Annotated in this window: 11 protein-coding genes; 4 read left to right on the top strand and 7 right to left on the bottom strand. The window is 43.9% G+C overall.

Features of this window, described 5'->3' with window-relative positions:
* Positions 1-14: 14 nt before the first annotated feature.
* The 3 genes from GZ78_RS01890 to GZ78_RS01880 are packed head-to-tail and all read right to left on the bottom strand — an operon-like array spanning position 15 to position 4,601.
* Positions 15-1,442, bottom strand: a complete 1,428-nt coding sequence (locus tag GZ78_RS01890) for a lipopolysaccharide biosynthesis protein (RefSeq protein ID WP_034832328.1) — start codon at positions 1,440-1,442, stop codon at positions 15-17.
* 4 nt (positions 1,443-1,446) lie between these two features.
* Positions 1,447-2,529 (bottom strand): glycosyltransferase family 4 protein, encoded by a 1,083-nt coding sequence (locus GZ78_RS01885; RefSeq protein WP_051785729.1) that lies wholly within the window; start codon positions 2,527-2,529, stop codon positions 1,447-1,449.
* Positions 2,530-2,540: 11 nt separating this feature from the next.
* Positions 2,541-4,601, bottom strand: coding sequence for a putative bifunctional diguanylate cyclase/phosphodiesterase (locus GZ78_RS01880; RefSeq protein ID WP_034832326.1), 2,061 nt, complete (start codon positions 4,599-4,601; stop codon positions 2,541-2,543).
* A 461-nt stretch (positions 4,602-5,062) separates the two neighbouring features.
* Between GZ78_RS01880 and GZ78_RS01875 the strand changes: the two genes are divergently transcribed.
* From GZ78_RS01875 to GZ78_RS01860, 4 genes are all read left to right on the top strand, one after another.
* Positions 5,063-5,395, top strand: a complete 333-nt coding sequence (locus GZ78_RS01875) for an STAS domain-containing protein (RefSeq protein WP_034832324.1) — start codon at positions 5,063-5,065, stop codon at positions 5,393-5,395.
* Between the two features lie 73 nt (positions 5,396-5,468).
* Positions 5,469-6,230, top strand: coding sequence for a hypothetical protein (locus GZ78_RS01870; RefSeq protein ID WP_152558494.1), 762 nt, complete (start codon positions 5,469-5,471; stop codon positions 6,228-6,230).
* A complete protein-coding gene (locus GZ78_RS01865; protein WP_152558493.1) occupies positions 6,223-9,042 on the top strand; it encodes an SLBB domain-containing protein in 2,820 nt (939 codons plus the stop codon). The genes GZ78_RS01870 and GZ78_RS01865 overlap by 8 nt, the downstream gene beginning before the upstream one ends.
* A gap of 10 nt (positions 9,043-9,052) precedes the next feature.
* A complete protein-coding gene (locus GZ78_RS01860) occupies positions 9,053-9,760 on the top strand; it encodes a CpsD/CapB family tyrosine-protein kinase (protein WP_051785727.1) in 708 nt (235 codons plus the stop codon).
* 25 nt (positions 9,761-9,785) lie between these two features.
* On the opposite strand, the gene GZ78_RS01855 is transcribed toward GZ78_RS01860, so the two are convergent.
* The 4 genes from GZ78_RS01855 to trmA form a co-directional block, all read right to left on the bottom strand.
* Complete coding sequence (locus tag GZ78_RS01855) at positions 9,786-10,541, bottom strand: substrate-binding periplasmic protein (protein WP_034832320.1); 756 nt, start codon at positions 10,539-10,541, stop codon at positions 9,786-9,788.
* A gap of 13 nt (positions 10,542-10,554) precedes the next feature.
* Positions 10,555-11,223 (bottom strand): SanA/YdcF family protein, encoded by a 669-nt coding sequence (locus GZ78_RS01850; protein WP_034832318.1) that lies wholly within the window; start codon positions 11,221-11,223, stop codon positions 10,555-10,557.
* A 79-nt stretch (positions 11,224-11,302) separates the two neighbouring features.
* Positions 11,303-12,457, bottom strand: coding sequence for a type III PLP-dependent enzyme domain-containing protein (locus GZ78_RS01845; protein WP_034832316.1), 1,155 nt, complete (start codon positions 12,455-12,457; stop codon positions 11,303-11,305).
* 289 nt (positions 12,458-12,746) lie between these two features.
* The gene (gene trmA, locus GZ78_RS01840; RefSeq protein WP_034832311.1) at positions 12,747-13,832 is read right to left on the bottom strand and encodes a tRNA (uridine(54)-C5)-methyltransferase TrmA; all 1,086 of its coding nucleotides are present in this window, start codon (positions 13,830-13,832) and stop codon (positions 12,747-12,749) included.
* Positions 13,833-13,983: the final 151 nt, after the last annotated feature.

The following is a 13,983-nucleotide window of genomic DNA, read 5'->3' as shown; positions in this document are numbered from 1 at the left end:
TTCTCTCTATAATCCTAATGCTTGAGATAACCAAGAGTGGTTTTGGATTGTGTTCTGAAAAAAAGCAGCATGGTCAAAACGAATATCAGGCCTCCTGCCATAATCATTGCACCAAAGAGTAGCCAACTGTTGATATCTGGTGATTGATATCGGATTAAAAAAAGTCCTGACAGCATCAGTGCAGAACTTATAAACCCAGGAGCCAGTGCCTTGAAAAAGTCTATGGCTGAAACCTGAAAAACAGGCAGCATATTCCATAAATGGAAGATGAAGCTGACCCCGGTGACGCCTAGCCAGGCTAAGCAGGCTCCGGTGACTCCATATTGAATACCAAAGAGGATCATTGGCAACATGACCAGAGATCCAAGTAAAGCTTGAGTGTTTTTTCTGGGTTCTCCCACTGCAGTCGAAGCAGTTGCCAGGATTTCTGACAACATTCTCAGTGGGCTGGACAGGCAAAGAATTTGGAAGGGAATGATCGCTGCAGTCCATTTTTCGGAAAGCACCAGAGTAATTAATTCTGGTGCTACTGCGCACATCCCAAAATAAATTGGAAATAAAGCCAGGCTGGCTAGTTGAATGGACTTGATTAAATAGAGCCCTGCTACATCTTTTTCATTTTGTAGTTTGGCGAAAGATGAAAGCCCTAAATGATTTAAAAGCTCACCTATTTTGTCACTCGGTAGGTTTGCCAGATTCCTGGCGACTGAAAAAATACCCAGTTCAGTCTTATTTAACAGCTTACCAATGCTGATACTGGTGAATACGTTATAGAGGTAGCGAAGTACATCATTGATGGTAGCGAGACCACTGAATGCTGCAATTTTTGAAAACCCCTTGAAGTTCCAGGCAGGTAATATCCAACAGGGCTGAAGCCTGAAAAAGCCAATGGTGGACACTAGCCTCATGAATAAATGACCCAGGATTAATGACCAGACTCCCCAGCCCGTTGCAGCCAGTACCAAGGTGAATATGCTGGTACTGAGGGTAGTAATGAACTGCACTTTCTCACGTTCCTTGTAGAGCATGTTGCGGCTGGCCAGAGCATAGGGAAGGGTATGAAAAATCATAATCAGATGCTGTAAAGCAATGACCTGAACAAGCAGGGTGACTCTGGGCTCGTTAAAGAAATTGGCTATTAAGGGAGCCGAAAAAAAGAAAATTAAAAAGAAACAGACACAAGAAACAATATTTACAGTAAAGCATTGTCTCAGGGTGCTTTTGTCCAGCGTTTCAGTCTGAATAACCGCTTTGGCTATGCCAAAATCACCCATCAGGGCAAAAATGCCGATAAAAGCCATGGTCATAGCCATCAGGCCGTAATCATCGGGCGTCAGCAGTCTGATAAGGATCAGGGTGTTTAGCCAAGTAAAGATCTGAGCAGCCAGCCTAAGCATGGCACCGACTTTCAATCCCTTGATAACATTCTGACCCAGTTCCATTTCGTTATTCTCTTAATTCTGTGATCGAGGGGTTCTCGCAGGGAGACTGATGAGCGATTGGCCAGGACAGGCCTTTCTTTGAAAGAGCGTGACGGTAGACAGATACAATCTGTGGCAATATAGCCTCGTAGGAATAGTCTTTTTCTATGGTTTTCAGACAGCATTGGGTCATATTGTCCAGATGTGCCGCATCAAGGCAGGACCAGTGTTTAATCAGCTTTGTCATCACCTGAATGTTCTCTCTGGGTACTATCCAGCCATTGGCATTTTGTTGAATCAGCTGAGGCAGTGCTCCCAGTCGATAAGCGACTACTGGTATTCCTCTGGACATGGCCTCTAGTGCAACCATTGGCAGGCCTTCTTCACGGGATGAGATGCAGAGCAGGCCAATCTCTGGCCATTGCGTTTCCATGTCCCGGACTTGTCCGACCAGCGAGACATTTGGAGGAGGCTCGGAGCTGAGCTCTTGTTCCATTGGGCCACCGCCAATCATTCTGAAAGTCAGTTCGGGGAGCTGAGATGCGATTCTAATGAAAAGGTCAGGCCCTTTCTCATGGCTGAGTCTTCCTACAAAGGCGATATTTCTTCCCTGTATACAAGGGGCTGATCGTATATTTATGAAGTTGTTAATGACTTTTGGTGTCTTGGGCAACCGTTTTGCAATCTCTTCACTGACGGCGATATTACTGGACAACCGACTCGTTAATTTGTCGAGTAGGGTGTACAGCCTGACTATGCCAGAGCCCTTATCACCGTTGTGAAAAGTTGAGACAGAGGGTGTACCAGCAAGCAGGGCTGCCAGCCTTCCCATAACAGCGGCTTTATATCCATGACTGTGAAGAATCAGAGGCTCTTCAGAGTTAAGAAGATTTCTTAGGTGTTTGAATGAACCATCAAGGTAACGGAAGTTGATCTGTTTCTGTTTTAATTTTTCTTCCAAAGGATGGGTGTGCGAATAGCGTTTATAAAACCAGATTTCAGAATCACAGGCTGACTGTCTAAGGGCCAGGGCAAGATGAACAATATGAGTCTCAATCCCTCCAAGTTCGCTGGAGTCGAGCAAAATGACTACTTTCTGCCTGTCCATTAACGGGTCCCTCAGGAATTTGCAGGTTTGTTTTTCCAGGCTCTCAGGAACTCAGCAAACTCTTTTTCAGGAATGGGCTTGCTGTAAAAGTATCCTTGGCCTTCTGTGCATCCCGAGTTAATAAGGTGTGTTTCCTGTTCTCTGGTTTCTACACCTTCTGCGATGACCTCAATACCAAAGCTGCGACCTAGTTGAATGATGGCTTCAACAATCACAGTGTTTTCTTTATTTGCTGGCAAATCTTCAACAAACGTTTTATCAATTTTCAACTTGTCGAATGGAAACTGCTTTAGATAGCTCAGAGAAGAGTAGCCGGTACCGAAATCATCCAATGCTAGTGTAATGCCCGTTGCCTTGATCTTATTGAGCTGCTCGGATGAAAGCTCGATATCTTCCATAATGCAGGTTTCTGTCACTTCAATTTCAAGCCGCTGTGGCGGTATCTGGTATTTGTTCAGCAAATAGTTGATGCGATCAACAATGTTTTTATCTCGTAGTTGAATGGCTGAAAGGTTAACGGCAATCCTTAAATCACTAAATCCATTCTGACGCCATTCATGGAGTTGGTGGCAGGCAGATTCGAGAACCCAGTCCCCTATGGGAATAATATCCAGGTTGCTTTCTGCCATGGGGATAAACATTTCTGGTGAAATAAGCCCTTTCTCGGGGTGCTTCCACCTAAGCAAAGCTTCTGCTCCGACCATTTGAGATGTTTTGAAGTCAATTTGAGGTTGATATACCAAGCTCAATTCATGGTGTTCCAGAGCTTCATGGAGATCCATTTCAAGTTTTTTACGCTGCCGGATCTCAGTATCGATCGTTGCAATATAGAATTGATAACGGTTATGGCTTCTGGATTTGGCCATAATCATAGCGAATTCTGCCTGCTGCAAGAGGTTGTCTACTTCCTGACCATCGTCAGGATAAAGCGTAATGCCCACAGTACCGCTAATGGTTATTTTTTCATCGTTCACCAGAATCGGCCTGGTCAGTTGCTTGAGAAGAGTCTGGGCCATTTCTGCAGCTTCATAGGGTTGGGTGATTTTGGAGAGAACGATTGCAAACTGGTCCTCTCCAAGACGTCCGATATAAGCTCTGTTACCGATGTAATTTCTCAAGCGGTCTGCAATTTTGACCAGTGCATGTTCAGCTGCATTGAAGTTGAACTGAGCATTAAGGGACTTGAAGTCATCCAGTCCCAGACAGATAATGGCTATATTGCTATCTGAATTCAGTGGGTTGTTGATCAGACTTTGAAGATGTTTTTGCAACGTTTTACGGTTTGGCAGACGGGTCAGGTAATCATACTGAGACAATCTCATGATTTGAGCCTCAGCTTTTTGCCTTAAATTCAGGTTTCTCTCAATGGACTCCAATAGTTGATTGGCTGTTCTTACCCATAGACCCAGCTCATTGTTCTGGTGACCTTTTGGCATAGGCAGCTTATGAGAGCCAGGAGCATCTGGGTTAATCTGTGACAGGTTTCTGATTAGCCGGTTAAGAGGCTTGGTAAGCACTAATGAATAAATCAGATAGAGCAATAACGCCATGGCGATGGCTCTGAATATGCCACTGACCAAAACAATCAGAGAGCGCAGAATAAACTCTCTGCCATGGTATGCAGTATCAATAGCCAGAAGTAGCTCACCGTAGTACTCATGAAAGGGCTCTTCTTTATACAAAGGGATTCGATAAATACGAATGGGCTCAAAAATATAGTCAGAAAGCTGGCGATACCGTGAAGTAGAAAGGCCTCGTTCTACGACCGCCAGTTCGGGCTCATCAGGTATTTTGATAGCTGCTACGTGAACGGACTGGTGCTCCATCAGACCAGAAAGAATTTCTTCTCCCATAGTGGGTTCCAGTCTATAAGCCGCCTGAATGGAAGATTCCCTGATCATTGCCAACATTTGTTGGGCTTCTGAATCAATACTTTTACTGGACTGGCGAGCGTCAATGAAAATCTGCACACAACTGATTGCTATGCCTAATACACAGGCTGCCAGAAGAACGGCTTTAAGCAGTTTGGCAGATAAGCGTTGCTTAGCATCAATGCCTGTGCTGGTTTCCATATTCTTTGACTTCTTTCGATGCCATTCATAGAACGTTTTTCAACGACAGACTTCAATGAGGTTGGCTGTTTATGAAAAAGGAGAAAGCAATTAGTAACAACCGGATGTTGTTTAAAGAGCTTTTTATTATCCTTGTGAGATTAACTATAGGAAGTTAAGAGCAAGCTACTAATACGAAATTGTAATCTTTAAGTACGATTTTAATTAGGTTTTTTATTAGATCAGATAATTGTCGCAGTGTGTTTTTATTTGATTTTTGTTTAAAAAAAGTGGTGATAAATTGTCAAAAAGGCTTTTTGATTAGGAAATATTATTTTGAATTAATTCTGATATTTCTAAAGGGTATAGTACACCCGACTTTTAAGTTAATGCTTGTCTAGTCTGGTAATTAGTCTTAAAAAAAAGATGTCTGGGTTTTTGTGTTTGAGAAGCCCATGAATAAAGTTAAGGAGTAGGAAGTAATGGATTACGCAACCTGGCATGCACAGTCATGCGATGTTATCTCACTGACAGATCAATTCAATGCCGAAACTGTTAATGCGGTAAGATCTCACTTCGATCATCTGATTAGAGATTGTGCAGGTGATGTCCTGGTTGATATGAGTTCTGTGAAAGAACTTGATTCTTCAGGTATTGGTGCTCTTGTCTTTCTTTATAAACGGTTAAAAATTGAAAACAGGCAGCTGGCTTTAGTTGGCGTTAATGGGAAGCCAGATGAATTACTTAGCATGTTACGAATCAACCAGGCGATCAAGCAATATAATGATGTGGAAGATTATCTGTCTAACCTCTAAAAAAATTTTTGATCAAGTACTACAAATCTTGCATAACCCTGCAGAGCATTTCTGCAGGGCTTTTTTGTGTCTGATGATTTTATTTATCACAGGGTGCAACCACTGGCCAGATCATTCGGAGCGTGTGGTCAGTATTACCGATCGCTACCCCGAAACACCAGAAGCTGTAGATCAGGCCTATCTGAAAAGCCTATGGGATATTGGAGAGTCCAGAATGGCTTTTGTTGTCAATAAAGGTGCTGAATATTGCATGCCAGGTCAGATAAAAGTGGTGAGGAGTTATTTACGAAGAGCAAAAATGGAAATAGATGGCAGCCTGTTTCTGGATGCTCAGTATAGTGTGGCCACCGCTATGGAACAGTTGGATTATGTGAACAGGCTGATGTCCAGCCTCTCTGAAAATAGTGAATGTCTGGATAGTTTTGTGAGTTTTAATGGCATAGACACACCTTCAGAAGATTTCTCTCATGAGTTGGCAGCCGCATTGAACTGCGAATGTGATCAGATAAGTTCCAGTGGTGAAATATCGGTGGGCTTTCATAAACGACTATTGATGGTTTACTCCGCGATGGAGAATCATCCTGAAATATTCCTGTCTATTTATTCAGTAGATGAAAATGCTGGGAATGAAATTACTAATTACTTTTCCAGTAAGGGAATAAATACCAGAAATATAGAAAATAAAAAGGGTGTTTTATCACCGGTACTTCTTAGTTCAGATGGCCTTGCATTTTCAGTAGATATAAGAAAGCAGATTAAAAAATACAGATTAAGAGAGTGGCGAGATTCTATTGACCTTGAGTCAACCATCATCAGGAGTCCATCCAGTGAATAAGGTGCTTTTACTAATACTTATGATGGTGTCTTCATTAGCTTTTTCTGAAGAAGCATGGCAGCCTGGAAAAAGAGTAGCCATTTACTCTGAAGAAGGGGTTCCTCAATACCCCCTGCTCTCAATTAATGAAAGTGCCCACATTGTTATGGGTGATGGTCATGTTATTAATTTAGAAGGCCTAAGTGTATCTCAAGCATCAGAGAAAATTAAAGAATCCTTAGGATCGGCCTATCAAACATCGAAGGTCGATTTTATTGACTCCACTAACATGATCAGGGTTACCTTCTTGGGAGATCTTGATGAGCCGGGGAGTTACTGGTTACCAAAGAATACTGATCTTGCCAAAGTTCAGCATTTTCTGCCGCTATTTGAAAACCGGTTATTCTTACCTGCTTATTCAGTCATCAGGTCTGGAAACAGGCAAGCCATTCTCCAGGATGATATGGCTAAGTTTGAGGTTCAGGGAAAGGATATCATTATGGTATCGCTGACTAGAAAAAAGATTCCTGACCCTGTTGTACTTAAAGAAAGTGTTCCAGAGCCTAAGCCTGTTGCAAAGAAGAAAAAAGAAGCAATCAAAAAAACTGCTCAGAAAATTAAGGCGCCTATTAAAGAAAAAGAATCCGCCGGAGGTACAAAAGCGGCTATTCAACCAGCTGATTCCAAAGTTATTGAAAACGAAGGTGTTCAAGCAATCAGCAGCAAGGCAGTTACACAGGGCGGGCTTGAAAAATACAACACCACTGAAGTTTTAAAAGATTATACATTGCAGCCTGGTGATATTTTAAGAATCGATCTTCCGGGTGAAGACGGGTTCAACAAAGAGTTCCTTATTAGCCGAGAAGGGGAGGTCAGTCTGCCTGAAGTAGGTCAGCATAAGGTAGCTGGAAAAACGCTTGGAGAGACTGAGAATATTATCTATAAGAAGCTGTCAACAGCCTACCTAGGACTGGATAAGCTTTCAGTGTTGTTAAAGGAAAAAAGACTTCTGGTGACGGTTCTGGGTTATGTTAATAACCCTGGAGAAGTCGAGCTTTCCAGTAGTGGGAATATCCAAACAGCTATTAACGCTGCAGGTGGCCTCAGAGATGGAGCACAACTTGATAAGTTGCAGCTCAGAAGGGAAGGTGGGCCTAAAGAGTTTAACTATAAACACTACCTTGATACCGGTAACCCCGCTCTAATACCTGATTTGAAATCTCTTGATGTCATCTTCATTCCATCATCACCTCAATTAGGTAATATACATGGTGAATCTTTTACTCCGGGTGCTACTGAAGGAATGGACCCTACTCAGGATAGAGATGCGCTTAAGGTATTCGGTGAAGTTATCAGGCCAACTACTTTTCCATTTAAGGAAGGGATTAATGTAGTAGATGCCCTGCTAAGGTCTGGAGGGGTGACACGATATGCGAATGTCGAGCAGATCAGGATTATAGATAACAACGAAGCAAAACTCTTCGACCTCAAGAAATATCTGGATCAGGGGGATGAGAACGCAGTAATAAAACTCTCTAAAGGGGCAACAGTATTTGTACCCAAGCAGGTAGAGGCTGTTAAGTTTGGGGGAAGGGTCGTTTATGTGATGGGGCAAGTACAGAAGCCTGGTGCATTTGAAACCGGTGAAGAGGTGGGGTTTCTGGATGTACTTGCGAATGCCGGTGGACCTAATCGGTATGCAGATACACGGATGGTCAGGATTCTCAGAACCAATGGTGATGTAGTTCGATTCAATTTGCAGGACTATGCTGAAGGTGATGGGGCTCAGCTGCCCAAAATCATGGCGGGAGATGCCATTTTTGTCCCTGAAAAAGGAACAGAGATAGATAGAACATGGCTCAAGCTTCCCACCAATAAATCCATTCATCTGCTCGGCGCTGTTACCAAACCCGGTCGCTATGAATACTCCGAGACGATCACTTTTATGGACCTGCTGGCTCATGCCGGCGGACCCAATAAAAGAGCAGACTTGAACCGAGTTAAGATTATTGAAACGGGTAAAGGTGGTCAGGCAGTCAGTCGTGAGTTTAATCTGGAACATTTTCTTGCCCACGGCGGAAACTGGGATTCTCTTCCCAAACTGTCCGGTGGGTCGACCATTGTTTTTCCAGAGTTACCAGAGAGTCCAACCGATAATAAAGCCAATTGGGTAAAACTCAGCAGCGATCAATCCATTTATATTATGGGGTCAGTGGTTGCGCCAGGTCGTTATGCATTCAACAAACATCTTGATCTATTAGATATACTTTCTGCAGCAGAAGGTCCCAAAGATGAGGCGGACCTGACCAATGTTCGAATCATTCATCGGAATGGATCTGCACCCAGAGTCAGTACCTTGAATCTGGTTAACTACTTTGAAACGGGCGATGAAACACTGCTGCCCTCCGTCGAAGTAGGAGATACTATTTTTATTCCCTCCAGAAACCGAAGCTGGGTAGAGAAAAAACAGGAGCAGACAATAAGGATTCTAGGGGCTGTGAACAAAAGTGGTCGCTACGAGTTTAATTCCGAAATGTCGATTCTTGATCTCCTGGCAGAGGCTGGTGGGCCGACCAAAACAGCTTATATAGAAAAGATCATTATTGTAAATGCCTCAGATTATAAGAATCAGGCACACACATTTGATCTTATAGGCTTTATGAAAAACCCTGACGCCTCCAGGCTGCCAGTAATCAGGCCAGGAGATACGGTTTTTATTCCAGATGTATCCAATACCCAGTTTGCTTACTTTATGGATGCCTTGAAAGATGTACTTAGTATTGTTTCGCTGGTCAGTCTGACAAAGTCTCTGATATCGGGCTCAGCCCTCTAGGTGGTGTAACATGATCAAGCTTCCCATCAATTATCTGGAAGTAGAGCAGGTCTATGGCAATACTATTGGGCGGGGAATGAGATCTCTGGCGGTGACGTCTACCAATCCTGGTGAAGGCTGCAGCACCATGGCTTATGCCATGAGCAAGCGAAGTGAAGCAGATGGTAAACATACCCTGTTGGTTGAAGTGAACCTGTTACACCCGGAGTTAGGGGATTTGTCAGGTCATTTACATACTGACTGGTTACCCAATCCCAGTTCAGCTGATGGTTGTATCATGCATGACGATGAAGCTGATATAGATATACTTCCAGCGCCTTGTGATACCGATGCCATCATGTTTCGAAACCTGAGTAATATGAATAAACTGATGGAGTACTGGTTAGAGCGTTACGATGTGGTGGTGTTTGACACTTCTCCAGTCATGGCGATCAACAGAAACAATATTCCAGCTGAGTCTATTTGTGCCATGGTTGATGGCACGATTCTGATGGTGATGGCAGGAGTGACTCGCCAGACAGACCTTCAGGCTGCCATAGATAAACTCAGACATCATGATGCTTCACTGGCGGGCTTTATTTATAACGACTTATACAACCCAAGACTGGCTGATGAGCTGGTCAGGGAAACAAGAGGTTTTGATAAGTGGTTTCCAAATGCTATGGATAAGCTCAGGCATTACGTACGTAAATCATCTTTTCTTAACATTGAACTATAAATGTTATTGATGGGCTTTTAGTCGTCTATCGGTACTCTTTCATAATCTGATCTATGATGCCTTCTGACTTTAATTTCTGAAGAATACTGTTGATCTCTTTTCCCTGCTTCTCGGCAGATTTACTGAACATAAAAGCAATGGGCACACAGTCAAACGTTTTGCCTGTTTTAAACGTTCCTGGAAATCGGGTTTTCATCAGATAGCGGGCAACCAGCTCATCCATCAGTGCTGCATTATTTCGACCTTTCATTAGTAGCCTCAAAACATGCATTTCGTCTTTGGAGTTGTTGCGAATGACTTCTCCGGTCTCAAAAAAAGGCTCAAAGGTTTTAAAGGTATAGTTTTGCACAACCCCCAGTCGCTTTCCCCGGAGGTCACTTGGATGATTTACTTCAAGGTCGCTGTCTTTTAACTGGACGATCACTTCACAGTGCTCTGTGAAGGGGGCCGTGAAGTAAACGTTTTTGGCAATGCTTTCTCGCCACTGCGGGGAGGTCCAGGCTTCCAAATCCAGGCTGTCATTGCCTACCTTGTAAATAATTCGGTTAAAAGGGTAATACTCTTCCTTGAAGTCGTAAGAGCTTCGCTGGCTGATAGCTTCAAGGATTTTTTGCACAATTCCCTTTTTATCATCGATCCAGAACAGAGGGGGGTAGTCTGAAGGAAGCAGTCCTGCTGAGATCGAAAGCCTGTCCTTGTCGGCAAAACTGCTGATGCCAGGAAAAAGCAGGCATAAGGCCAAGAGCTGTTGGCATATCTTTTCTTTGGTTTTCACACGCATTGCAAATCCGGCCCTATGTCGGAGGTGTATTACCAATATCGATCATTGGGCCCAGGTATTTAGGACCGGTGTTTAACCAGTGGACTTCGAGCACCGCCAAAACTCTTGCTAGAACCTCTCTGGCTTTGTTATTCAAGTCGCTGTTGGTTCCGTCACCAGCGTTGAAAGCTATAGCGTTGATGTCCCTGTTCTGAGCAATATAGAGGGCTCGTTTATTGTGATAGGTCTGGGAAATAATGGTGAATTCGTTTAGGCCAAAAACAAATTTTGCTCGAAGAACTGAATCCAGAGTTCGAAAGCCCGCATAATCCCTGTAAATCTTCTCTGGAGGAATGCCCATTTTTAACAGGTCTTTTCGAATCGTGCTTGGCTCATCATAGTAGGGTGTGCCATTGTCACCGCTGATCAGGATATATTCAATCTTGCCACGGGTGTAGAGACGATATGCAGCCTTGAGACGGAGGGCGTAATGATCGTTATAGCCACCTTCACGGGCATATTTACTGGTGCCCAGCAAAACGCCGACTTTATTGTATGGAATGCTTTCTATATCAGTATAAAGCCGTGAGCTGGTTCTGGTATTTACCAGCCAGTTGGCGATAGCGATCAGGGAAATGAGTCCTATCACAGCTACGGCAAACAACCCTGTAACAACTTTTAGGCGGGTCAGCCTGCCTCCCATTCGGAAGTCTCCGTAAAATTAGGAATTCAAGAACAGTTAACCATAATCACCTTTCTGGTGGAAGTCTACCTGATGTGGATTACCTTAAATCGTCCAAAATTTCTCTTAGTTCGACTGCAATATACTCTGAAGGTTTGTCAGGCATACCAAGAGATTCCAGTGAGAGAAACCGATTATGAGTGGCAGTGGCTGAATGAAAAGTCTTTACTACTTCTTCCGGTGATGAGGCCAGAAATGCCAGGTTTCTTCGAATGAGAAAATTGTCCACTTCCGGTTCTGCGATGTAGATCACTGGCTTCCCTTTATAGAGTGCCATTGTGCCAATAGAGGATTTGTGGACCATAACAGCGACAGATAACTTGGTGAGTGCAGCCGTGGAATGACGACTCTTATCCATTAATCTGACATTACCTGCACCTCTTTCCTTGATCCAGCGGCGTTCAATCTCTCCATTGGTTTTTGGGTGGAAGGTGACCAGAAAGGTGGTGGAGGGTATTTTTCGGGTGGCCTCTATGAAGATTCTGAAGTAATCCTCATAAGTGTCGTCATAGCCTCCTGCAAATACCACTACAGGCTGTTGGGTGCTGAGATTTAATTCCTGACGAACACGGTCGTTGTCCGTCTGTCGATAAATGTCATCCCAGGCTTCGAGAGCGGGTTGTCCGGATACGGTATAAAGCGGTGCTGGCGAAAAAGAGAGATCGTTGAAGCTTTGCCGGGTTGCGATACTGGGTATATGAAGTTCATCAAGCGAACTCACAGTGCTTAAAAAAGCACGGACATATTCTTTAGTGACTACAGGGTCAAAGTTGTCATAAAAAGCCAGGTTGTAACTGCCTCGCGTTCTCATATGGTTGAGAATTTGAGCCTGGGCAGCACTGGACATTCCTGAGTAGACGATCTTGGGGTTAATGCGTTGTGATAGTTCAATAAGAGCGGTACCGGGCCAGGAGGTTTCCCGGTTGTTTCTAAGCTGCTCGGCATTATGTACAGAGATAGAGAGATTGAGAGGATGGTTCCTGAAAATTTCTGCTGCTCTTCCCAGCGATAATATACGGTAATTGATGCCTTGCTTTTCAAGAGCATTTTCTAGCTGTTTAAAGGCGTTGCTCTCGCCTTGATCGTATGCGACCAGAAGAAGGTCAATATTCTTCGCTGCCAGAGCATTAGCGCTGACAAGGCCTGTAAAGAAAGAAATACACAGCAGAAAGAGAAAGGCTGGATAATTTTTCATTCTGACTCCGTTAGAATCCCTGTCTCTGGTTTTTATCCGCTATAGAAACAGGGAGACTAACAGTCTGGTATAGAATTCCTCTAAAGAAAAGGCTAGGAGGCTGACCGAGAATAGGCAGCCCGGCCTAAAATCCAGAAAGAACGGCCATCTTTTCCACTGAATTTGCTTAAATAGGTCAACTATTCGCACGAATCCATCGAATAATTTGACTCGCTCTACTGAAATTTATGCTCGAAAGCATAAGTCCGGCAGGCTCCTGGAGGTGGTTGCTTTTTGGCCTGAAAGGAAGTTATTTGCGTGTCAGGAAAACACCCATTTCACGGTGATGGGTATAGGGAAACTGATCAAATAGAGCAATACGCTGTACAGTATGCGTTTCAGTGATCTTTTCCAGGTTTTGTTTCAGTGTTTCAGGGTTGCACGAGATATAGACAATATTATCGAAGTTTTGAACCAGGGTTTCTGTACCTGCATCCAGCCCAGCTCTGGGAGGGTCTACAAAAATAGTAGAGACCTGGTAACTGTCCAGATCAATATCTTGTAAGCGTCTGAATAATCTCTCCCGGTTCATAGCCTGGGTGAATTCTTCGCTGGAAAGGCGAGCAATCTGTACATTCTGGATGTTGTTCAGTTTGAAATTATTATGGGCAGAATTAACAGAGGTTTTGGATATTTCTGTAGCAAGAACCTTGTCAAAATGATTTGCCAGAACGCAAGTGAAGTTGCCGTTACCACAATACAGCTCCAACAGATCTCCCTTTATGCCATCACAGACACGGCTCGCCCATCCAAGCATATGTTCGTTCACGCCAGCATTGGGCTGAGTGAAGCTATTCTCAACCTGAGTGTATTGGTAGGTTTTTCCCAGAACTTTCAGTGATTCCACAACATAGTCCCGATCCAGCACAACTTTCTGTTTTCTGGCTCGGCCAATGATCCGGATGTTGTGGGTGGTTTGAAGCTTTTCAGCGGCTACTTTCCAAACATCATTCAATTGTTTGTGATAGAGCATACTGATCAGGGCTTCACCCGTCTGGGTCGTCAGGAACTCCATTTGAAAGAGTCTCTTGCGCAGTATTTCGTGTTGCTCAATGTCTCTCATCAGAGGCATCATCAGCTGATTGATGCGCTCTGAACCAGCGGGGAATTGATCAATACTAAAAGGCTGTTTGGTCTCAGAGTCAAACATGCGGTAAAAACTATGCTCTCCCTCATGCCAGATGCGAAACTCTGCCCGCATTCGGTAATGTTCTGGCCGGGACCTGAAAATCTCCAGTTCAGGGATATCGAAAGCCTGAAACTCTTCTCGGGTAAGGCTGACCTTTTCGGCCAGCTGGGCTGCGTACTTTTCAGGTTCTACAACGGCTAATGACATGGTTATCTTCGATATTGGATATGGAGACTTTATGGAGCTTCAGAGTGAGATGATGAATTCTAACTCATGTATGAAGCATCCTGGAGATTGCCCCTGAATCGCCAGGATACATTACGTCCATGTAAATAAAAGCGGCCCATATTATGGGCCG

The organism is Endozoicomonas numazuensis (assembly GCF_000722635.1).
Classification (GTDB): domain Bacteria; phylum Pseudomonadota; class Gammaproteobacteria; order Pseudomonadales; family Endozoicomonadaceae; genus Endozoicomonas_A; species Endozoicomonas_A numazuensis.
This window is presented reverse-complemented; position numbering and strand designations above follow the sequence as displayed.